This window comes from Nonomuraea sp. NPDC023979, from assembly GCF_040639085.1.
Taxonomy (GTDB): Bacteria; Actinomycetota; Actinomycetes; order Streptosporangiales; family Streptosporangiaceae; genus Nonomuraea; species Nonomuraea ceibae.
This window is the reverse complement of sequence record NZ_JBEZZG010000021.1, coordinates 60,870-81,867: the sequence shown is the minus strand read 5'-3', so window position 1 is coordinate 81,867 and position 20,998 is coordinate 60,870. Positions and strand designations below refer to the sequence as shown.

Annotated in this window: 18 protein-coding genes; 4 read left to right on the top strand and 14 right to left on the bottom strand. The window is 73.4% G+C overall.

Annotation, left to right across the window (positions count from 1 at the left end):
- Positions 1-83 precede the first annotated feature (83 nt).
- The 10 genes from AB0G11_RS30800 to AB0G11_RS30755 all read right to left on the bottom strand — a co-directional run bounded on the left by AB0G11_RS30800 (position 84) and on the right by AB0G11_RS30755 (position 13,997).
- Positions 84-1,373, bottom strand: coding sequence for a GGDEF domain-containing protein (locus AB0G11_RS30800; RefSeq protein WP_219503935.1), 1,290 nt, complete (start codon positions 1,371-1,373; stop codon positions 84-86).
- Positions 1,374-2,245: 872 nt separating this feature from the next.
- Positions 2,246-2,845 carry a single-stranded DNA-binding protein gene (locus AB0G11_RS30795; protein ID WP_219503930.1) on the bottom strand — a complete coding sequence of 200 codons (600 nt, stop codon included), beginning with the start codon at positions 2,843-2,845 and terminating at the stop codon, positions 2,246-2,248.
- Positions 2,846-3,196: 351 nt separating this feature from the next.
- On the bottom strand, positions 3,197-4,819 hold the full coding sequence (locus AB0G11_RS30790; protein WP_357590127.1) for a GTP-binding protein: 1,623 nt from the start codon (positions 4,817-4,819) through the stop codon (positions 3,197-3,199).
- Entirely contained in the window at positions 4,816-7,200 is a 2,385-nt protein-coding gene (locus AB0G11_RS30785; RefSeq protein ID WP_357590125.1) for a dynamin family protein, read from the bottom strand. The genes AB0G11_RS30790 and AB0G11_RS30785 overlap by 4 nt, the downstream gene beginning before the upstream one ends.
- Before the next feature lie 23 nt (positions 7,201-7,223).
- A complete protein-coding gene (gene cobA, locus AB0G11_RS30780) occupies positions 7,224-8,456 on the bottom strand; it encodes a uroporphyrinogen-III C-methyltransferase (protein WP_357590123.1) in 1,233 nt (410 codons plus the stop codon).
- Between the two features lie 83 nt (positions 8,457-8,539).
- Positions 8,540-9,553, bottom strand: coding sequence for an agmatinase (speB, locus tag AB0G11_RS30775; protein ID WP_308125710.1), 1,014 nt, complete (start codon positions 9,551-9,553; stop codon positions 8,540-8,542).
- A gap of 36 nt (positions 9,554-9,589) precedes the next feature.
- Positions 9,590-10,744, bottom strand: a complete 1,155-nt coding sequence (locus tag AB0G11_RS30770; RefSeq protein ID WP_308125709.1) for a nicotinate-nucleotide--dimethylbenzimidazole phosphoribosyltransferase — start codon at positions 10,742-10,744, stop codon at positions 9,590-9,592.
- Between the two features lie 14 nt (positions 10,745-10,758).
- Positions 10,759-11,604, bottom strand: coding sequence for a sirohydrochlorin chelatase (locus AB0G11_RS30765; RefSeq protein ID WP_219503903.1), 846 nt, complete (start codon positions 11,602-11,604; stop codon positions 10,759-10,761).
- A 67-nt stretch (positions 11,605-11,671) separates the two neighbouring features.
- On the bottom strand, positions 11,672-12,847 hold the full coding sequence (locus AB0G11_RS30760) for a bifunctional cobalt-precorrin-7 (C(5))-methyltransferase CbiE/decarboxylating cobalt-precorrin-6B (C(15))-methyltransferase CbiT (RefSeq protein ID WP_219503901.1): 1,176 nt from the start codon (positions 12,845-12,847) through the stop codon (positions 11,672-11,674).
- 70 nt (positions 12,848-12,917) lie between these two features.
- Positions 12,918-13,997: a GNAT family N-acetyltransferase gene (locus AB0G11_RS30755; RefSeq protein WP_357590121.1), complete on the bottom strand. Its 1,080-nt coding sequence runs from the start codon at positions 13,995-13,997 to the stop codon at positions 12,918-12,920.
- Positions 13,998-14,072: 75 nt separating this feature from the next.
- Here AB0G11_RS30755 and AB0G11_RS30750 point away from each other — a divergent pair, with 75 nt between their 5' ends.
- Positions 14,073-14,483, top strand: a complete 411-nt coding sequence (locus AB0G11_RS30750; protein WP_219503895.1) for a DUF2795 domain-containing protein — start codon at positions 14,073-14,075, stop codon at positions 14,481-14,483.
- Positions 14,484-14,486: 3 nt separating this feature from the next.
- Entirely contained in the window at positions 14,487-15,497 is a 1,011-nt protein-coding gene (locus tag AB0G11_RS30745) for a Vms1/Ankzf1 family peptidyl-tRNA hydrolase (RefSeq protein ID WP_357590119.1), read from the top strand.
- Here the strand turns inward: AB0G11_RS30745 and AB0G11_RS30740 are convergent.
- From AB0G11_RS30740 to AB0G11_RS30730, 3 genes are read right to left on the bottom strand one after another with little or no spacing between them, the layout of a single operon-like run.
- A complete protein-coding gene (locus AB0G11_RS30740) occupies positions 15,487-16,059 on the bottom strand; it encodes an LUD domain-containing protein (RefSeq protein WP_219503890.1) in 573 nt (190 codons plus the stop codon). The two genes, AB0G11_RS30745 and AB0G11_RS30740, sit on opposite strands and share 11 nt — an antisense overlap.
- Positions 16,046-17,437, bottom strand: a complete 1,392-nt coding sequence (locus tag AB0G11_RS30735; RefSeq protein WP_357590117.1) for a lactate utilization protein B — start codon at positions 17,435-17,437, stop codon at positions 16,046-16,048. The genes AB0G11_RS30740 and AB0G11_RS30735 overlap by 14 nt, the downstream gene beginning before the upstream one ends.
- On the bottom strand, positions 17,434-18,165 hold the full coding sequence (locus AB0G11_RS30730) for a (Fe-S)-binding protein (protein WP_357590116.1): 732 nt from the start codon (positions 18,163-18,165) through the stop codon (positions 17,434-17,436). Before AB0G11_RS30730 ends, AB0G11_RS30735 begins: the two co-directional genes overlap by 4 nt.
- A 95-nt stretch (positions 18,166-18,260) precedes the next feature.
- Here AB0G11_RS30730 and AB0G11_RS30725 point away from each other — a divergent pair, with 95 nt between their 5' ends.
- Positions 18,261-18,953, top strand: coding sequence for an FCD domain-containing protein (locus tag AB0G11_RS30725; RefSeq protein ID WP_357590114.1), 693 nt, complete (start codon positions 18,261-18,263; stop codon positions 18,951-18,953).
- A 50-nt stretch (positions 18,954-19,003) separates the two neighbouring features.
- Entirely contained in the window at positions 19,004-19,915 is a 912-nt protein-coding gene (locus tag AB0G11_RS30720) for a class I SAM-dependent methyltransferase (RefSeq protein WP_357590112.1), read from the top strand.
- Between the two features lie 226 nt (positions 19,916-20,141).
- Here AB0G11_RS30720 and AB0G11_RS30715 read toward each other — a convergent pair whose 3' ends face one another.
- Complete coding sequence (locus tag AB0G11_RS30715; RefSeq protein WP_357590110.1) at positions 20,142-20,990, bottom strand: NAD(P)H-binding protein; 849 nt, start codon at positions 20,988-20,990, stop codon at positions 20,142-20,144.
- Positions 20,991-20,998 lie beyond the last annotated feature (8 nt).

Genomic DNA, 20,998 nt, shown 5'->3' with positions numbered 1-20,998 from the left:
GCCGAACCGCCGAGCCTCGGCCACGACCCGGCCCGCACCACACTCAGGCTGGCCGACTCTCTCACCCGTACGCCCGCTGGCCGTCAGGCCGACGTCTCTCCCGGTAGGCGGGGGCGTGGGGGCGCGGCCGGGATGCAGACGCGGTTCCGGCCCAATTCCTTGGCGCGGTAGAGGGCGAGGTCGGCGGCGGCCAGCAGGTCTATGAGGTCGTCACCGTGCACGTTCATGAGCGCCACCCCCACTGAGATGGTCACCGTGATGAGGGCTTCGTCCACCGGAACGGACATGCGGCCGATACGGGTGCGGAGGCGTTCGGCGACCTGCCGGGCTTCCAACAGGTCGGCACGCGGCAGCAGGACGACGAACTCCTCGCCGCCGAAACGCCCCACCACGTCGTAATCGCGCAGCTGGCTGCGCAACATGCCCGCCACACCGATCAGCACCTGGTCGCCGACCAGGTGCCCATGAGCGTCGTTGACCCGTTTGAAGTGGTCGATGTCGACGATGAGCAACGCCAGCGTCTCACCCGTGCGCCGGGCCCGGACGATCTCGGTGTCGGCCTCCCGCTGCCAGGCGGCGGCGTTGAGCAGCCCCGTCTTCGGGTCGGTACGCGCGGCCGCCTGGAGCTGGGCGTGCAACAGGCTGCGTTGGAGCAGGACGACAGGCGGCAGCGCCAGCACAAGCAGGGCGAGGTTGAGCGCGCACGCGATGGCGACGATGACGCCGAGGCACAGCTCCACGACGTCGAGCAGCGCGCTCTCCCGATCCCACAACACCTCACGCCAGCGTGAGTCGGGATTGGCGGTGTGCGCGGCCACGGCCACCAGCCCGGTGTTGAGCAGCGCGAACACGAGCGCCGCCGCCACCGCCAGCATGATCGCGCTCCCGCTCCCCTGGGCCAGCAGCAGCGGATCGGGCACGAGCCGGTGGTACGTCAGGGACGCGGCGCCTCCGGCCAGCCCGATCGCCGCCGAGCTCAGCACCCGCCGGTGCAGCACGGTCGCCCGAACCCGGAACTGGAGCAACGCCTGCAAAACGATCGGCGCCAGCAGCGCGTAGAGCGGCGGCAGCAGCAGCGCTACCGGCAGCCACCAGGCCGACAGCAGGTCACGCGAGACTCCGGCCGGCATGCCAAGCCGCCGGGTCGCCTCGATGCAGACCGCCCCGCAGCTCATCAGCGCGGCGAACGTCAGCACGTCGGGCCAGCGAATCGCGGTGGAGGCGGCGAAGAACACGATCGCCGCGAGGTCGAGCAGGACGATGGCGCTGACGTAGGCGACGAGCAGCCGCCCCTGGCCCAGCAGCGGCCATCGGCCGACCAGACTCGACACACCGCCGCGAGGCTTCGTCGAGGTGTGACTGGTCGCCGCCATCTCGTCTCCTCCCTGACTAACGATGTGTAACACAATAATTGCGGAGTGTGCGATGTGCGAAGGGAAACGATACGTTGGGCGGAGCGACCACATACGTGATGTGGTTAGTTACGGGACATTGCTCAATCCGCGAGCAACCGTTCGGAAAGGAGCACTCATCGTGCGGGGCGTAACCTGGACCTGATAGATGCCCTGGCCAGCTTTCGGGCAGCACCCATCGGCCGCTCCCCCGGTGCCTGAGCACCGTCGGCCGATCCCCCCTCCGCCCGACCACCCCTTTCAGGCCCAGCACCGCTCAGCCCCGCACGCCGCCCCACCCAGCCTCGTCCATGTCGGTCACTGATCACGTACGGCCAGTGGGCTGTCAGAACTGGCGCCGCGTACGATCCGCCGAGCTCCGCAACAGACGCCGACCCCGGCCGACAGGTGAGCGTGACCCTGTACGTGACGGCCACCATCACGTACGCGACGGCCACCAACCCGTCACCATCACGGACATGACCGCCACCGGCCCATCTCGATCACGGACGTGACCGCCACCGGCCCGTCTCGATCATGGGTATGACGGCCACCAGCCCATCTCGATCACGGACGTGACGGCCACAGCGCGTTCCCATCCCGGACGTGACAGCCACCGACCCGTTCCCATCCCGGACATGGCGGCGTCGTCCCGCGTCGGCCTCAGCGTGTGGGCCCACGCCGAACCCCTCGCACGCCGTACCGACTTCACCTCCCTTACGCCGTGCGCGAGTTCCCCGAGAGCTGGGCAGCAACGAGGGAACGGGCAACTGGAAGGCGCGACGGCCCAGCCCAGCGAAGCGCCGAGCCGTCGCCCTCGACGCCCAGGCGGAAACCCGAAGCCCGGGCCGGGGTCAGGCTGCGGCGCGCTCCTCAACCGGCCACTCGGCGTCCTCGCTCTCGGTCTCGTTGTCGTCCGCGCCGAGGATGCGCACGGTGGCGCCCTCCGGTGGCTGGAAGTCGGCGGCCGGGTCGGGGATCGAGTCCAAAGCGCCCCGGCGGGAGCCCGTGCGGGTGGCGCCCATCGCCCAGTCCTGGATCTCCTCGTCGAGCCGCTCACGCACCTCGGGGCTCACCGACGACGCGGCGCCGCCCCGCTCCGGCTTGACGAAGGTGCCGGTGCCCCAGCGCAGGTCGTGACCCACAGCGCTGGCCTCCACCTCCGGCATGAACCGGCGATCCCCCTCGGGCCCGAACTCCCGGATGCGCAGCTTGCCGGAGACCACCACGGGCTGCCCGACGCGGACCGAACGCGCGACGTTGTCGGCCAGGGTCCGCCAGCAGCGGATCGCGAAGCAGACCCTCTCCCCGTCCATCCACTGGCCCGTCTTCCGGTCGAAGTAGCGGTGAGAGGTGAGCACCCGCAGCGAGGTCACCTTGACGCCGTCGTCGAAGGTGTGCTGCCTGGGCTCTGCCGCGACGTTGCCGGTTAGCGTGATGTAGATGTCGTTCATTCCGTGCCTCCCATGCAGCGGGCCGGACGCCCGCGACCTGGGAACACAGTGCCGCGCCGGGGACCTCCGGCAGGCGGGCGAACCGCGTTCTGTGGATGACGCCGCCGGAGCGCGACCCGCCCTGTGGACGACCGGCACAGACGGGCGACACGGGCCAACAGCGCAGAGGAGCGACGCGGGCGAACAACGTGGGAGGACGGGCGGCAACAGGCGGGCTACCACGGACGGGCGGCCGCGGACGGGCGGGCACAGGGCGAGCGGGCACGGACGGGCAAGCACGCACAAAGCAGGCACACGGCGGAACGAGCCGCGACGAGCGGCCGGGGCCGCGTCGTCCGCGCGAAGTGGGCGTCAGCCTGCCAGGCCGCGCATCGCCTGGTAGAACGCGTGATGCCGGCCCAGCTCACGCTCCACCGGCTCGACCACCGCCTTCTCGGCGATCACCGCCACCCGACGGCGCATCTCCCGCTCCAGCCGCTCCCGCTCACGGGACGCGCCGAGCTCCACGAAGTTGCGTGACGCGATGCCGGACAAAATGCCCAGCCCCAGCACCGAGGCCATCATCAGCGCCACCCACGGCAGCGCCGACGTGTCGCCCAGCAGTTGCAGCGACGCCGGCAGCCGCCCGGGCAGCAGCAGCCCGAACCCGAGCCACACCAGCCCGACGCCGAACGCCGCCACCAGGGCGTACTGCCACACCTTGAGCGCCCGCCACCATCCCGGCACCCTGTCGAGCCGGGGCGCGACCTGGGTGAGGTCCTCGGTGAGCGTGCGCGGCAGCATGCCGAGCTGCGAGCGGGCCGCCCGGTGCACGGCGCTGCGCCACACCGGGTGCATCCCGACCGTCAGGCCGTCGGCCAGCGCCTGCACGGCGTTGGCCACCTCGGCCGACTGCGCGCTGACCGAGCCCGTGGTGATGCCGCGGATCTCGTCGCCCACATCCTGCAGCCGCAGGCGCTTGACCGGGTCGGGGCGGAAGCGGTCCAGCCAGCGCGGGTACGGCCAGCCGACCCAGCGGCCGGAGCGTTCGGCGTACACGTTCTCCATGGCCTCGCCCACGGCGGGAACGCCGACGGCGTCGCAGAGCGCGTCGGTGAGGCCCATGCGGCGGGCCTCGTCGACGGACGCCGGCACGTTCAGGGCCTCGCCCACCGGCATGCTGCGAGTGAGCCGCTGCTCCAGCCGGTGCAGGTCGGCCTCCAGCTTCTGGATGGCGGCCCGGCGGCGGGACACGGCCCCGGCGATGACGCTCTTGAGGCTCTCGATTCCGCGCCCGCTGACCGCCGAGGTGGGCACCACGCTCGGATGCTCGACGCCCTCGCGGCGGAGCAGGTCGTTGAGGTCGATCACCAGCTCGGCCAGCTCCTCGGCGGACAGCCGGTCGGCCTGGTTGAGCGCGAACACGGTGACCGCGTCGTGCCCGGCCAGCTCGGTGACGTAGCGGCGGTGGGTGGAGGCGTCGGCGTACTTCTGCGGGTCGAGGACCCACACCACCAGGTCGGCCAGGCCGATGAGCCGGTCGGCCTCGGTGTCGGTGAGCGCCCGGATCGAGTCGTGGTCGGGCAGGTCGAGCAGGATCAGGCCGTGCAGCTGGCTCTCGCCCTTGTCGAGCGCGCTCGCCCTGGCGAACCGGTGCCGCCACTCGATCTGCAGCCAGTCGAGCAGCGGCGCCGCCCCCTCCAGCCCCCACACGCAGGCGTGGGTGTGGGCGGTGGTGGGCCGGCGCACGCCGGTGGGCGACAGCTCCAGCCCGGACACGGCGTTGAACAGCGACGACTTGCCGCTGCCGGTGCCGCCCGCGAGGGCGACCACGGTGTGCTCCGACGACAGCTTGAGCCGGTCGCCGGCCCGCAGCAGCAGGTTCTGGGCCTCGGACACCAGCTTGTCGTCCAGCCGGCCGGGGCCGAGCTCGACGACCTTGGTGAGGGCGGACAGCCGCGGCGCGAGCCCCGGCCTGGTCGTGACGGTGGTCATCGTGCGACCTCGAGGTTGTACGTCGCCTGGTAGAGGTGGGTGGCGGCGGACTCGTCGGGGATCCCCGCCGAGTCGAGCGCCTGCACGTAACGCATGGACTCCTCGTCGAACAGCATGCCGATCCTGGCTCTCAGATCGCTGAGCGCCTTGGCGCCGATGCCGCGCAGCGACTCGGCCCCGAGCAGCGCCTTGACCAGCCGGTGCGGCACCCCTTCGGTGCGTCCGCCGCTGAACATCGCCACCATGAAGATCAGCGACAGCGAGTCGGCGTCGAACGACACCAGCTTGGACACCGACCGCTTGGCCACGCCCTCGGTGCGGACCAGCTCGATCACATGCTCCTGCCAGGACGCGACGGCCCGGCCCGCATGCCGTACGAGCTCGTCGGACGGCCGCTCCAGCCCCTCGGCCAGCGTGGCGCCCACCTCGGCGCGGTGCCGCCAGCGGCCCGCGACCTCCTCGGCCGCGCGGCCGGCCGCGGCCACGATCACCGACTCCAGCCCCGCCTTCAACGCCCCACGGAACGCGGTGATCCGCTCCGGCGCCTGCGAGGAACGGGGGCGCTTACGCAACTGGAGCGAGCGCATCAGGTCGCCCGAACCGGCGAAGTCCTGCCAGCGGGCCAGCACCTCACCCTGAATGATCATGCCGCTGCGGAACGCCTTGTCGATCTCCGTCAGGGCGCTCATGTAGGCCGCCTCGACGTCGCCGCGCAGCTCGCTGCGGAACGCCACCTGCAGCTCAAGCTGCTTGGCCAGCGCCGGAACCCGGGTGCGGAAGCTGTCGAGCACCCCGTTGAGCGTCTTGCGCACGGCCTGCGCGCGGCGCTTGTCATCGACGGACAGCTCGGCGAGCCAGAGCCGCAGATCGGTCATCTCGCTGTCGGGCAGCCTGCCGTCGGTGACCGCCGACTCCTCGATGACGAACCGGTCGATCTCCCCCAGGCCGTATTCGGTGAGCATCCGGACGAAATGCTTGAGCACCACCTCGCGCGCCCTCGGCTGCACCCTGGACAGCACGATCGCCAGCCGGGCGCCGCGCTCCTTGGCCAGGCGCAGCAGGTTCCACGCGGGGGCGTCGGCGTAGCGGGCGGCGGTGGTGACGAAGATCCACAGGTCGGCCGCGTCGAGCATGCGGTGCGCGATCTCGTGGTGCTCCTCGACCACCGAGTCGATGTCCGGCGTGTCGAGCAGCGCGACGCCCTGCGGCAGCTTCTCCGTGGCGACCACGACGACGCTGCGCATGCCCGCGCCGGGCTCCGGCTTGTCGAGCCGCCGCAGCCCGCCCAGCAGCTCACCCTCGGTGAACCACTTGCGGTCGTCCGGGTGACACACGAGGACCGGCACGCCGGTGGTCGGCCGCCGTACCCCGGTGCGGGAGACGTTCTTCTCAGCCAGCGAGTTGACCAGCGTGGACTTGCCCGCGCCGGTCGAGCCCGCGATCACGATCAGCGCCGGCGCCGTCCGGGTGCGCACCCTCGGCAGCACGTAGTCCTCGAGCTGCGCCTGCAGGTCGGCCCGCGCCTGCCGCGCCTCCTCGGCACCCGGCAGGTCGAGCCCGAACCGCAGCCCGGCCACGCTCTCCCGCAGCGCCCCGAGCGCCGCCGTCAGCGCCTCGACGGTCTCGGGCGGCAGGTCCTCTTCGGCTTCACCGGGTACGTCCTCCGCCCCGGCGTCATCGTCAGCCGTGGCGGAAGCGGTCTCGTCCTCGTCGGAGGCGTCCTCGGCGACGTCGGAAGCGCCGTCGCCGTCGTCGGCGTCGGCGTCGGCGGCGTCGGCGTCGGCGGCCCCGGCGTCGGCGTCGGCGGCCCCGGCGAGGTCACCGGCCACGTCCGCCTCATCGGAGGGGGCATCGTCCTCTTCGGACGGGGCCTCGTCGGACGGCGCGTCGTCAAGCGGGGTTTCGTCGGAAGGGACGGCGTCGCTCTCGTCGTCGCCCCACAGCCACGCGCTGTCGGCGTCCTCGTCGGAGTCGTCCTCTTCGGCGAGGGCAGCCGTGGCGTCCTCAGGGGCGTGGTCGCTCTCAGCGGGAGCGTCCGCGCTGTCGGGAAGGTCCTCGTCGTCGGAGGAGGCGGCGGCGGTCTCCGTGAAGAGATCCTCGTCCCTCTCAGGGGAGGCGGGCGGGGCGGCAGGGGCCGGGCGGGACGGGCGTTCCCATACGGAGGTCGGCGCGGCGGGCGGGCGGCGTACGGGGACGTCCCACACTGACGTGGGCGCCTCGTCCTGGTCGCCTGTGTCGGCCTCCGCCGCAGGTGGAGGGGACGGCCGTGTGGGGCCGGGGGCGTCGGGGACCGCCGGGGCGGTGTCGGACGGGGGCACGTCAGTGATGGCGCGGAAGGTCAGGGTCTGCTCCCCCGGCGACTCCTCGCGCCCGTCATCCATGCGCCCGTCATCCATGGCCGTGTTCACGGCAAGCGCTCCGCTCGAACCATCTCGACCTCCTGGCCGACCTTTACGACGTCGCCGACGACGACGATCGCCGGTGGCCGTATCCCAGCCGCGGACACGCGGTCGGCCACGGTGGAAAGCGAGGCGCTTACCGCCCGCTGGGTCGGAAGGGTACCGTCCTGCACCACCATTACGGGAGTCTCCGGCGGACGTCCGTCTCGCACGAGCGTTTCGGCCACCTTGGCGAGCCGTTCGACGGCCATCATGAGCACCAGGGTGCCACGGGAGCGCGCCAGGCCGGGCCAGTCGACGGTGGATCGGGGGTCGTCCGGGGCGACGTGCACCGATATGACGTGGAACTCCTGGCTCACGCCTCGATGGGTCACCGGGACGCCCGCGGCGGCGGGCACGGCGACGGGGCTGGTGATGCCGGGCACGACCATCACCGGGATGCCGGCCCGGGCGCAGGCGATCATCTCCTCGCCGCCGCGCCCGAACACGAACGGGTCGCCGCCCTTGAGCCTGACCACGAACTTGCCCGCCCTGGCCCGGTCGACGAGCAGCTCGTTGATCGAGTCCTGGGACAGGGAGCGGCCATAGGGGACCTTGGCGGCGTCGACGAGCTCGACGTCGGGGGCCAGCTCGTCGAGCAGCGCGCGGGGCGCGAGCCGGTCGGCGATCACGACGTCGGCCTGCGCCAGGAGCTGGCGGCCGCGCACGGTGATGAGGCCGGGATCGCCGGGGCCGCCGCCGACCAGGGCGACGCCGACGGGTTTGGTGCGGTTGCGGCGGGCGTCGACGGTGCCGTCGCGCAGGGCGTCCACGACGGCGTCGCGGATGCCGGCCGCCCGGCGCGGGTCGCCGCCGGCGGTGATGGCCACGCTGACCTCGTCGACCCGGCCGGAAGCGGGGGTCCAGGCGGCGGAGGCGTCCTTGTCGTCGGCGCGCACGCACCAGATCCGCTTGGCCTCGGCCTCGGCGGCCACGGCCGTGTTGGCCGACCGGTCGTCGGTGCAGGCCTGCACGAGCCAGGCGCCGTCGCAGTCGCCCACCTCGTACGGGCGGGCGTGCCAGGTGATGCGGCCGGCGGCGATGAGATCGTCGAGAGCGGGGGTGACGCTCGGCGAGACCACGGTCACCTCCGCACCCGCCGCGAGCAGCGCCGGCACCCGCCGCTGAGCCACGCGCCCGCCGCCCACGACGAGGACCCGGCGGCCGGAAAGCCGCAGGCCGAGGAGGTAGGGACCCATTGTCGGGAATCTCCCGTTCGCGAAGGTTGGTGTGCTAGGACGTAAACCTACCGGGTCTCATCGCGTCATTCGTTTCGCATGGGTCAACGCCCGTCGAGAAGGGGTTGCCGAGGGTCCCAGCGCGGCCCGCCTTCGTCGTCCTTACGGCGTCTGGCCATCGCGGAGAGCGCCTCAAGGATAACCCTGTTCCCGAGGAACGCGGTCACGTCGGCGTGATCGTACGGCGGGGCGACCTCCACCACCTCCATCCCGGCCACGGGCAGCTCGTAACAGATCCGGCGGACGGCGTCGAGCAGCTCCCTGGCGGTCAGCCCGCCCGGCTCGGGGGTGCCGGTGCCGGGCGCGTGCCCGGGGTCGCACACGTCGATGTCGACCGAGAGGAAGATCCGGTCGCACTCGTCGAGCGCGATGCCGAACGCCTCCGTCAGGCACGTCTCCAGGCCGCGCGCCACGATCTCGGTCATCTCGTACGAGCGCATGTTCTGCTCGGCCATCCAGCTCAGGGTCTCCGGATCGGGCCAGTAGCCGCGCAGGCCGATCTGGAGGAACCGGTCACCGCGGATCGCCCCGGACTCGATGAGGCGGCGCATCGGCTGCCCGTGACCGTACAGGTGGCCGAACGAGATGTTGCCCGTGTCGGCGTGCGCGTCGAAGTGGATCATCGAGGTGCGGCCGGGGGCGTGGGCCCGCGCGGTGCCGCGCGCGTCCGGCAGCGCCACCGTGTGGTCGCCGCCCAGCACCAGCGGGATCGCGCCCGAGGACGCCACCCGGTGCACCGCGTCCTCGATCGCGGCCAGCGAGCCCTCCACGTCCCCCGAATAGCACTCCACGTCCCCGGCGTCGAGCACGCGCAGGTCGCGCAGCGCGTCGACGCGCAGGGCCAGGCTCGGGCGGGAGCCGTCGTGCGGCAGGTAGCAGGCCTGGCGCAGCGCCATCGGGCCGAACCTGGCGCCCGGGCGGTTGGAGGTGCCGCCGTCGAACGGCGCTCCGATGATCACCACGTCGGCGTCCGCGTACGTGGCGGGATCGCCGACGTCGCACCGCTCGACGCCGAGGAACGTGATGTCGGGACCGAACATCGGGCCGTATCGGGACACTGGTCACCTCACGTGGTCGTTGCCGTGTCCCCATCATCACACGGGCTTTTCGGTCACTCCCGCCGCGTCGAAGGTCGCCACGTCGTGCATCACCCGTACGGCGGCGCACACCAGCGGGTGGGCCAGCAGCCCGCCGGTGCCCTCGCCCAGGCGGAGCTCCAGGTCCACCAGGGGGCGCAGGCCCAGGTGGTCCAGGGCGGCCGAGTGGCCGGGCTCGGCCGAGCGGTGGCCCGCCACGCAGTGGTCGGTCGCGGCGGGGTCGAGCGCGGCGGCGGCCAGGGCGGCGGCGCCGGCGATCACGCCGTCGAGGATCACCGGAACCCGCAGGGCCGCGCCGCCCAGGATGAACCCGGCGATCGCGGCATGCTCGAACCCGCCGACGGCGGCGAGCACCCGCAACGCCTCGACCGCCTCCATGCCCTCCCCGGGAAGCCGCGCACCCTCCGCGCCTTCCTCTCCAGGAAGCCGCGCACCCGGGGCGGGGATGGCGTTGGCGTGGAGGGCCCGGCGGACGGTGCGGACCTTGAGGGCGTGGGTCTCGTCGGTGATGCCGGTGCCGCGCCCCGTGACGTCGGCCGGGTCGCGGCCGGTGAAGGCGGAGATGAGGGCGGCCGAGGCCGTGGTGTTGGCGATCCCCATGTCGCCGGTGATGAGGCAGCGGGCGCCCTGGGCGACGAGGTCGCGGGCGACGGCGATGCCGGTCTCCAGCGCCTGGACGGCCTGGTCGACGGTCATCGCGGGCCCCTGCGACAGGTCGGCCGTGCCGTACGCGACCTTGCGCCTGACCAGGCGGGGATCGTCCGGGAGGTCGGCGGCGACGCCGACGTCCACGACGGTGACGGTGGCGCCGGCCTGGGCGGCGAAGGCGTTGGCGACGGCGCCGCCGGCCAGGAAGTTGGCCACCATCTGGACCGTGACCTCCTGCGGCCACGGGCTGACACCCTGGGCGTGGACGCCGTGGTCGGCGGCGAAGATGGCCAGGGCGGCGGGCTCGGGCATGGGCGGCGGGGTGACGCCTGCCGCGCCGGCGAGGCGTACGGCGACGTCCTCCAGGGCGCCGAGCGAGCCGCGGGGCTTGGTGAGGCGGTCCTGGTGGGCGCGGGCGTCGGCGAGGACGGCGGGGTCGGCGGGGCGGATGGCGGCGAGGACCCCGGGTAGGGGCGACTGGCCGGGCTCGGTGTCGGCGGGCACTGCACTACCTCCGGTCACGGGACGAGCTGGAGTGCTTCCTCGTAGCGGTCGATGACGACGTCGGCGAGGGTCTCGCAGTCGCCGATCACCTCGGCGCAGCGGATGTCGAGCTCGGGGTGCCCGGCTCCGTAGGCGAGGGCCTGCGCCCAGACGCGCTCCAGCGTGGCCCCGGCGAACAGCAGGTAGGGCACGACGATGACGCGCTTGGCGCCGAGGCGGCGGCAGCGCTCCAGGCCGCCGGGGACGCCGGGCGGGGTGAGCGACACGAACGCGGTCTCGACGGTCATGAAGTCGTAGGCGTGCGTCTCCCAGAACAGCCGCGACACCCGGTGGACCTCGGCGTTGGCGACGGGGTCGGTGGCGCCTTCGCCGACCAGGACGACGGCGGTCTCGCCGGGCTCGACGTGCGTCTGGAGGCCGTCGGCGGGGGGCGTGTCGACGGCGCGGAGGCGGGGCCGGGCGCCGACGAGCTCCAGCGGGCGCAGCCGGGGGATGTCGGTGGCGGCGTCGTTGAGTCGTTCGGCCAGCAGGGAGAGCACGCGAGGGTCGGGGCCGAGCGGCCTGCCGTAGTCGTACATGAGCGTGGGGTGGCGGCGCTGCTCCTGCTCCAGGGCGGCGGGCAGCTCCTCGCTCAGCCGGTTGAGGCTGAGCGGCATGGCGACGAGCCGGTGGTGGCCGCGGGCGACGAGGGAGGCGACGGACTCGCTGAGGCGGGGCGTGGCACGCTCCAGGTAGCCGCCCGAGACGTCGGCGGCCGTCTGGTCGAGCCGGCAACGGAGCCGGTGGACGAACCGGCCGAACTCCGCGGAGTCGGCGTCGTCGTTCGATCCCTGCCCGATGAGCAGGAGCGGGGGCTTCATGGGAAGGTGCTCCGGTGCGTAGAGGAAGACACGCGAGGATAACCGATGGGCGCCGGTGGGCGACAGGTCACGCTGTGTGCGCGGGTGTCGCGTGCACGACGAAGACGGGGTCGGCGGCGGCCAGACTGTGGGAGCCGTCGGGTTCGAGGGCGATCCTGGCGGCCAGGATCTGGCTGCCTTCGGCGCGGTAGCCCTGCTCGCGCAGCAGGCCGAGCACGGTGGGGACGCGTTCGACGGAGTTGAGCGCGCACACGAGCGAGCGGGGGCGGCGCGCGGCGCAGGCGGCGACCACGTCGGGGCCGCCACCGCCGACGAACACGGCGTCGGGGTCGGGCAGCGGTTCGAGGGCGGGCGGGGCCTGTCCCCTGGTCAGCGCGACCTTGACGCCGTAGTGGAGGACGTTGGCGCGCAGCCGGTCGCAGGAGGCGGCGTCGCGTTCGACGGCGACGACGGCCGCGCCGAGCCTGGCGCACTCGACGGCGATCTCGCCGCCGCCCGCGCCCACGTCCCAGACGAGGTCGCCGAGCCGGGGGCCGAGCTTGGCCAGCACGTACGCCCTGACCTCCGCGGGCAGCCTGGACTCCAGCGGCAGCGCCCATTCGGCGGGGCCGGGGCGGGCGCCCGCCACCCAGCTCGGCTCCTTGGGCCGGTGCAGCGGGTCGAGGACGAGCACCACGTCGGGGTCCTTCCAGGGGCGCGTGGTGGCCTCGCCCATGCGGCTGTGGGTGACGCGCTCGCCGGGGCCGCCGAGGTCCTCGCAGACGATGAGGGAGCGCGGCGTGGTCGGGGCGAGCTCGCGGGCGACGTCGCCGGGGCCGACGCCGGGCGCGACGACGAGGGCGACCTTGGGGTGCGCGCGGCAGGCGTTGACGACGCGGTTGAGCTGATGCGCCCCGGCGGGGGCGACGACGAGGGCGTCCTCCCAGTTGAGGCCGGCGCGGGCGAAGGCCCGGCTGACGAGGGAGGTGGCGGGCAGCACGTCCGGCTTGAGCCCGTGGCCGCGCAGGGCGCGGACGGCGCCGAAGAAGCCGGGGTCGCCGGCGGCGAGCACGACGGCGGGGCCGGAGCCCTGTTCGAGGTGGAGGTCGAGGGTGTCGAGGAGGGCGTCGTCGGGGGCGGTCACGGCGGTCAGTGTGAGCCTGCCGAGCAGCGCCGCGGGCCCGACGACGAGGGTCGCCTCGCGCAGCCGGTCGACCGCCTGGGCCGACAGTTCGGATCCGTCCCACCCGACCACTGTGATCATGCGCCTCACCGTCCCCTCGTACCCAGAGTGACGGTTCTCCCGGCTTTTCACCACAGGGAGGCGGGGCGCTTCAGGGCAGGTCGGCCGGGATGAGGCTGAACACCACCAGGTCCTGGCCGCCCAGCGCGGCACGTTCGACGCCTTCGCGGACGAACCCGGCCTTCTCCGCGACGCGGAGGGAGGCGGTGTTGGCGGGGGCGGCGCGCAGGCGGAGCCGCTGGAAGCCCCGCTCGGCGAAGAGCCAGCGGGCGACGGCGGCGACGGCCTCGCCGGTGTAGCCGTGGCCGCGGGCCCACGGCGCGGCCATGTAGCCGACCTCGCAGGTCCGGTTGATCCAGTCGACGTCCCTGACGTCCAGGCTGAGCAGGAACCGGCCGGTCGTCCGGTCCGTCGCCGCCCAGGCGGCGCCGTGGCCGCGCAGCCTCGTCCGTTCGGAGGCGGCGACCCACTCGCGGGCGTCGTCCTCGGTGTAGCCGCGCGGGACGCCGGTGCCGGCCTGGGTGAGCGGGTCCGCGCCGGTCGCGGCCAGATCCGGTATGTCCTGCTCGGCGAGCGGCCTGAGCAGGAGGCGTACGGTGCTCAGTTCGGCGCGGGGCAGGGTGTCCGAGGGAAGCCGGGAGTCGCCGCGCAGCAGCCCGAACATGACCAGGTCGTGCGGCCCGTCGTCCTCCAGCACGGCGGCGCGGAGCACGCCTTCCCAGGTGAAGCCCGCTTTCTGGGCGACGCGCAGCGAGGCCAGGTTGTCCAGGTTGGCGGTCAGGTCGATGCGGCGCAGCGCGGTGGTGTCGAACACCCAGCCGGTCAGGCCGCGCAGCGCCTCGGTGGCGTAGCCCCGGCGCCGGTGCAGGGGGTGGACGCCGTAGCCGACCTCGGTGGTGCCCGCGCCCCAGGAGGTCTTGAACAGGCTGATCGCGCCCACGATGCGGCCTTCGGCGTCGGTCATGGCCAGGTGCCTGCCCTGGCCGGAGCGGTGCAGCTCGTGCACGCCGTGGGTGAGCCACTGCCGCACGCCCGACAGGTGGCCGGGGGCGCCGGGCGGCAGGAAGGGGACCCGCGCCTCGACGATCGAGCGGATCCGGCGCTCGTCGTGGGGGCCGAACGACCGGAGCACCAGCCGTTCGGTGGCGATGTCGGCGTCAGCGTCGAACACGCTCGGCAGCGTACACACTGGTGATGTTTGTCCACCAAAGCGGGGGTAGGGGCGCTTTGGGGAGGAGTGACATCTATGGAACGCGGAAGCTCGAAGCACGGTCCTCGCATCGATGAGCATCAGAAGCAGGAGACCGAGGGCCTGGTCCGAGGTGGGGGCACCTCGCACGCCGAGGAGTGGAAGGAGCCCGAGCCCATGCCCGCGCCCGGCGAGGAGGAGTCCGTCCGCAGCTACGCGCCCGGACGCGAGCCGGGAACGGCGGAAGGCATCACCGCCGAAGGGGTGGATGTCCGCAGCGATCTGGCCAAATGGCTCAGTGACACCGATTTCCCGGCGAAGAAGGGCGATCTGCTGCGGCACGCCCGTGAGATGGACGCCCCCGACAAGGTGACGGAGATGCTGCACGCCCTGCCGGAACGCCGCTTCGCCAACATCGCGGAGGTGGCGCGGGCGCTCGGGCTCGGCGTGGAGAAGCGGAGGTGGTGACCGGTGCGGCTCGACTTCATCCGTCCCCTCTATGAGCGCAGCGGGCCGTACGCGTCCGTGTACGTGGGCGCGATCACCGAGCGGGACAGGTCGACGCAGTGGACGAGCCTGCGCGACAAGCTGGAGCAGGCCGGGGTGAACCCGCCCGCGGCGCTGGAGGACGAGGTGCTGCGCCCGGCGCCCGGGCGGGCCGTGTTCTGCGCCGGGGGTGAGGTGGTGCTGGCCGAGACGTTCAGCGGGCAGCCGGTGCCGCTCGCGCACGTCTCGCCGCTGCCGCTGGTCACGCCCATGCTCATGCGGCGCGGCGAGAGCGTGCCGCACCTGCGCGTGATCATCGACCACGCGGGCGCCGAGGTGAGCGTGTACGCCAACGGCTCGCCGCGCACCGCGACCATCGAGGCCGAGTCCTGGCCGTTGCAGAAGACCGCGCAGGGCGGCTGGTCGCAGAAACGCTACGAGCGGGCCGTCGACGAGACCTGGGAGAAGAACGCCACGGCCGTCGCCCACGAGATCGACGAGCAGGTGCGGCGGATCGGCGCGGAGCTGGTCCTGGTCGCGGGCGAGCCGAAGTCGCGCTCGCTGCTCGGCGACCACCTCGGCACCAAGTCGGCCGACCGGATGCTCATGGTCGAGCACGGCCACCGCGGCGACCACGGCGGCTTCGAGCGCGACGTGCAGAGCGCGCTCGACAGCTGGCTGGACCGCAGGCGGGCCGAGCTGCTCAACCGCCACCGCGAGCAGAACGGGCCCACCGGGCTCGCCAGGGTCGCCCAGTCCCTGCGCGACGGCCGGGTGCACGCCCTGCTCCTGCCGGGCGAGCTGCCCGGCCGCGTCTGGACGGGCGAGAGCGCCACGCAGATCTCCACCGACGCCGGCGAGGTGCGCGCCTGGGGCGTGGCCGAGCCGGTCGAGGAGCGCGCCGACTCGGCGCTGGCCAGGGCGGCGGCCATGACGGACGCCGAGCTCTGGTTCTGCGACGACGTGGCGGACGTCGCGGCGGTGCTCAGATACTGACGATCACTTCGAGCGTCCTGGGGCCGTGCACGCCCTCCACCCGGTTGAGCTCGATGTCGCTGGTGGCGGACGGGCCGCTGATCCAGGTGAGCGGGCGGACCGGGTCGAGCCGGGCGACCGCCTCCGGGACGCTCGCCACGACCTGGTCCGCCCGCACCACGCACAGGTGGTAGTCGGGCACCAGCGTCTGGGCGCGGGTGCCCTGGCCGGGTCCCGCGTCCAGCACGATCGTGCCGGTCTCGGCGATCGCCACCGCGCAGCCGGTGACCACACCGTCGGCGCCGCTCAGCTCGGCCCCGCCCGCCGCGCCGCCCGTCCATTCGTCCGGCAGCCCGTCGGGGACGATCATCCGCCTGCCCCGCACCAGCTCCGCGACCTTGGCCGGCACCTCGGCCGCCGGCAGCACGTGCACGACGGCCCGGTAGTCGTCCACCCGCTCGGCGAACAGCCCCACCGGGTCGTCCACCGGGACACTCGTCCGGTAGTCGCGCGGGATCTCCACCTCGGGCGCGTCGCGGACGGCCCGCCTGATCCGGCCGAGGATCTCCTCACGGGCGCTCATGCCGCTCCCACCAGTCTCTGAACGATTCTTCCGGGATCTCGGGCAGATCCCTCGTGTCGGTCCAGGCCGACAGCGGGCCGGGCAGCCTGCGCGGCACCAGCCCGCGTACGCGCGAGGCCAGCCGCTGCGCCTTCGCCAGCCGCGCCTCGTCGCCGAGCACCCAGCCCGCCACCCGCATGCCCGCCCGCTCCGCGGCCCCGTGCGGGGCCTTGGCGCGCAGGTCGACCAGCACCTCGGGGATGTCGATCGCCACCGGGCACACGTCGAAGCACGCGCCGCACAGGCTGGAGGCGTACGGCAGCGAGGCGTCCAGCTCCGAGCCCATGCCGCGCAACTGCGGGGTGAGGATCGCGCCGATGGGCCCCGGATAGACCGACCCGTACGCGTGGCCGCCCGTACGCTCGTAGACCGGGCACACGTTCAGGCAGGCCGAGCAGCGGATGCAGCGCAGCGCCTGACGGCCCACCTCGTCGGCGAGCACGTCCGTGCGCCCGTTGTCGAGCAGCACCAGGTGGAACTCCTGGCCCTCGGTGGCTCCGGTCCACATGCTCGTGTACGGGTTCATCCGCTCGCCGGTCGAGCTGCGGGGCAGCAACTGCAGGAAGATCTCCAGGTCGCGCCAGGAGGGCAGCAGCTTCTCGATGCCGACCACGCTGATCAGCGTCTCGGGCAGCGTCAGGCACATGCGGCCGTTGCCCTCGGACTCCAGCACGACCAGCGTGCCGGTCTCCGCGATCATGAAGTTGGCGCCGGAGATCGCGACCTTGCTCCTGAGGAAGCGCTCGCGCAGGTGAAGCCGGGCGGCCTCGGCCAGCGCGGCGGGCTCGTCGCTCAGGCCGTCGGGCGTCTCGGGCATCCTCTCCAGGAAGATCTCGCGGATCTCTGCCCGGTTGCGGTGGATCGCCGGCACCAGGATGTGGCTCGGGAAGTCGTCGCCGAGCTGCACGATCAGCTCCGCCAGGTCCGTCTCGTACGCCGTGATGCCGTGCTCGGCCAGCGCCTCGTTGAGGCCGATCTCCTGGGTGGCCATCGACTTGACCTTGACGACCTCGCTCTCGCCGGTGGCCTGGACCAGGCCGGTGACGATGCGGTTGGCCTCGGCGGCGTCGCGGGCCCAGTGGACGTGGCCGCCCGCCCGGGTGACCGCCTCCTCCAGCTGGACGAGGTAGCGGTCGAGGTGGCGCAGGGTCTCGTCCTTGACGGCCTTGGCGGCGGCGCGGAGCTCCTTCCAGTCGGGCAGCTCGGCCACGACGCTCGCGCGCTTCCCCCGGATGGTGTGCGTAGCCTTGCGGAGGTTGAAGCGGAGTTGCGAGTTCTGAACCGCCTTTTCGGCATTTTTCGGGAAATTGCCTGGCATGCCGAGGAAAGTGCCGCTCATCCCGTCGCCTCCGTCGTGGCCAGGATCTCGGCGAGGTGCATGACCCGTACGCCCGCCTTCTGCCGGTCGAGCGTGCCGCCGAGGTGCATCAGGCAGGAGTTGTCCGCCGCGCACAGCACCTCGGCGCCGGTGCCGAGCACGTTGCGCACCTTGTCGGCGCCCATGGCGGCGGAGACGGCCGGGTTCTTCACCGCGAACGTGCCGCCGAAGCCGCAGCACTCGTCGGCCGCCGGGAGCGGGACCAGCTCCAGGCCGCGCACGCGGCTCAGGAGCCGGGCCGGGCGGTCGCCCAGGCGCAGGCCGCGGAGGGAGTGGCACGTCGGGTGATATGTCACCCGGTGCGGGAAATATGCGCCGACGTCCTCCACCTTCAGGACGTCCACCAGGAACTCCGACAGCTCGTACACCTTCGGCGCCACCTCCGCGACGGCCGCCGCTCCCCTGCTGCCGGGCCGCACCAGCTTCGGGTACTGCTCGCGGACCATCGCGGCACACGAACCGGAAGGCGCCACCACCGCGTCGTACCCCGAGAACACCTCGGTGAAGTGACGCGCCAGCCGTACGCCGTCCGCGCGGTAGCCGGTGTTGACGTGCATCTGCCCGCAGCAGGTCTGCGCGGCGGGGAAGTCGACCTCGCAGCCCAGCCTGCGCAGGAGCGACACGACGGCCTTGCCGGTGCCGGGGAAGAGCGTGTCGTTCACACACGTGATGAACAGGGCGACTCGCACGCCTCTCCTTCAGGTATGGTCGGACCACAGTATGGTCAGACCATATCCGATGGCATCGGCGGACCGCATCCCCGCCACGCTCCGAGGGGGCCTCGTTGACCGACACCCGCTGGCGTCCCGTCAAGCGGACCCGCACGTTCGAGGACGTGCTCGCGCAGATCGAGCACCGCATCTCCGAGGACGGCCTCACCGCCGGCGACCGGCTCCCCGCCGAGCGGCAGCTCGCCGAGCAGCTCGGGGTCAGCCGGTCGTCGGTACGCGAGGCGATGCGCGTGCTGGAGACGCTCGGCGTCGTGTCCTCCCAGGCCGGCCGGGGCCCCGACGCGGGCGCCGTGCTCGTCTCCCGTCCCGACACCGCACTGACTGACCTGCTCCGGCTGCACCTCGGCCTGGCCGCCCTGGAGCTGCGCGAGGTCGTCGACACCCGGCTGATGATCGAACGCTGGGCCGCCGGCCACGCCGCCACCGCCCGCGCCGACACCTCGGCCCTCACCGCCGCCTACGAAGGGACGGCGGCGGCGCGCACGCCGGAGGAGTTCGTGGAGCACGACACCGCCTTCCACTGCGCGCTCGCCGACGCCTCAGGCAACCGGCTGACCGGGGCCATCATGCGGTCGCTGCGCGACTCCATGCGGCGCTACGCGGTCGAGGCGGTGGAACGGCTGGGCGACACCACGGCGCTCCAGGCCGACCACGCGCGCATCCTCGCCGCCATCACCGGCGGCGACCCCGGCGAGGCCGAGCGGGCGGTCACGGACCACCTCGCCCGCGCCTACCCCTCGCTCTGACGGCGTAAATAGCTGGCGACGTCCGGAACGTCCTGGCTAGTCTCGCCCGGGTGATCCACGAGCACCCCCTGGCCTACCTGCTGGGCATCGAAGGGGCCGCCCTGCTGCGGTCCTTCACCGGCGGGCACGACCGCGCGTTCGTCGAGGCCCGCATCGCCGAGATCCGCAGGCTGCTGGACGACGAGGCGCTGGCCGACGCCGCCGTCGAGGTCGCGCGGGTGGAGTCGGCCGAGGGATACCGGATCTGGTCCGGCACCTACGACGGGCCGAACGGGCTGTTCGACATCGACGAGCCCCTCGTGGCCGGGATCGTCGGCGAGCTGCCGCCGGGCGCCGCCCTGGACGCCGCCTGCGGCACCGGCCGGATGGCGGCGGCCCTCGCCGGGCGCGGCCACCGGGTCATCGGCGTGGACAGCTCGCCGGACATGCTCGCCCTGGCCCGCGAACGGGTGCCGCAGGGCGACTTCCGCCACGGCGAGCTGGACCGGCTGCCGGTGCCCGACGACGCCGTGGACCTCGTGACCTGCTCCCTGGCGCTGACGCACGTGCCGTCGCTCGGGCCCGCGATGGCGGAGTTCGCCCGGGTGCTGCGGCCCGGCGGCCACCTCGTGATCTCCGACATGCACCCCGAGGGGGTCGCGCGCGGCTTCGTCCCCACGGTGCGCCTGCCCGACGGACGGCCCGGGCGGATCGCCACCTACCACCACCCGGTGGGCGACTACCTGCGCGCCGCCCTGGCCGCCGGCCTCCAGCTCCGCGCCTGCGAGGAACCCCGCCTCCCCCCGGCTCCCGCCCCGGCCGAACCCCTCACCACCTCGGAGGCGGTCGCCCGGTGGGACGTCTGGCCCTGGATCCTCACCGCCGTGGTCCCCGAAGCCACCCAGGCCGCCAACACCGACCGCCCCACCATGATCATCTGGCACTTCACCCTCCCTGCCGAAACCCCCGCCTCCACCGACTGACGAGCACTACCGTTTCCGCCGTGCGCACCCCACGGAAGGGCGGTGCCGGCTTGTGGCGGGAAGCGTTCGGGCACTTGGCCGGGGTGCTGCGGTGGTGTCTTTCCGGCCGTACCCGGTCCAGGGTGACCGGGTACGCTCCGGCGCCCGGGTCGCGGTGGGCGGCCCTTCCGGCGGCGGCCCGCCGACTGGGCCGGGGAGGTCGTGCCTCGGGCGGGACGTACGGCGATCAGCTACCGGTGAAGGCGGTCAGGTGGTCGGCGGCCCAGGTGGCGTAGGTGGCCGCGGGGCGGCCCAGGATGCGCGGGACCGTGTCGGTGACGCCCGGCGAGCCGCCGTCCCGGAGCATCGCCCAGCCCGAGGCGGCGAGGTCGGCCAGCACCGGGTCGGCGCCGGCGGCGACCATCTGCTCGCGGGCGGCGGCGGCCGGCACGTCGACGGCCTCCAGGGGGCGGCCGAGCAGCCGTGCCAGGGTCGCGACCTGGTCGGGGACGCTCACCATCGCGGGCCCGGTCAGGTCGTGGGAGCGCCCCTCGTGGCCCGGCGAGGTGAGCGCGGCGACGGCGACCGCCGCCACGTCGCGCGGGTCGACGACGGGGTGCGTGCCGTCGCCGGTGAAGTTCGGGATCGGCGCGCCCGTCCGTACGGCCTCGGCCCAGGCCAGCGAGTTGGACGCGAACCCGGCGGGCCGCAGCAGCGTCCAGGCCAGGCCGCCGGCCGCGACGGCCCGCTCGCCGGGCCGGTGCCAGGCGCCGGGGTCGGCGCCGCCGGTCGCGGCGACGGGGATGGTGGAGAGCTTCACCACCTTCTTGACGCCCGCCGCGCGGGCGGCCTCGACCAGGGCGAGGTCGTGGGCGGGCAGGGCGGGGCCGAACGCGGTGGCGAGGAACGCGGCGGTGACGCCGTCGAAGGCGGCGGCGAGCGAGCGGGGGTCGGCGTAGTCGGCGCGGACGACGCCGGCCCCGGCGGGGGCGCGTGCCGGGTCGCGGACCAGGACGCGGACCGGCTCGCCGCGGCCGGTGAGCAGGCGGGTCACGTGGCCGCCGATGGTGCCCGTGGCACCGGTGATCAGGATCATGGGTTCAC

What these genes read in the sequence shown, in the direction of transcription:
- AB0G11_RS30765 (WP_219503903.1), bottom strand. Translation starts at nt 11,604, where the DNA reads ATGAAGCCCCCGCTCCTGCTCATCGGGCAGGGATCGAACGACGACGCC.
- AB0G11_RS30740 (WP_219503890.1), bottom strand. Translation starts at nt 16,059, where the DNA reads ATGAGCGCCCGTGAGGAGATCCTCGGCCGGATCAGGCGGGCCGTCCGC.
- AB0G11_RS30785 (WP_357590125.1), bottom strand. Translation starts at nt 7,200, where the DNA reads ATGGATGACGGGCGCGAGGAGTCGCCGGGGGAGCAGACCCTGACCTTC.
- AB0G11_RS30800 (WP_219503935.1), bottom strand. Translation starts at nt 1,373, where the DNA reads ATGGCGGCGACCAGTCACACCTCGACGAAGCCTCGCGGCGGTGTGTCG.
- AB0G11_RS30790 (WP_357590127.1), bottom strand. Translation starts at nt 4,819, where the DNA reads ATGACCACCGTCACGACCAGGCCGGGGCTCGCGCCGCGGCTGTCCGCC.
- cobA (WP_357590123.1), bottom strand. Translation starts at nt 8,456, where the DNA reads ATGGGTCCCTACCTCCTCGGCCTGCGGCTTTCCGGCCGCCGGGTCCTC.
- AB0G11_RS30735 (WP_357590117.1), bottom strand. Translation starts at nt 17,437, where the DNA reads ATGAGCGGCACTTTCCTCGGCATGCCAGGCAATTTCCCGAAAAATGCC.
- AB0G11_RS30795 (WP_219503930.1), bottom strand. Translation starts at nt 2,845, where the DNA reads ATGAACGACATCTACATCACGCTAACCGGCAACGTCGCGGCAGAGCCC.
- AB0G11_RS30750 (WP_219503895.1), top strand. Translation starts at nt 14,073, where the DNA reads ATGGAACGCGGAAGCTCGAAGCACGGTCCTCGCATCGATGAGCATCAG.
- AB0G11_RS30715 (WP_357590110.1), bottom strand. Translation starts at nt 20,990, where the DNA reads ATGATCCTGATCACCGGTGCCACGGGCACCATCGGCGGCCACGTGACC.
- AB0G11_RS30760 (WP_219503901.1), bottom strand. Translation starts at nt 12,847, where the DNA reads ATGATCACAGTGGTCGGGTGGGACGGATCCGAACTGTCGGCCCAGGCG.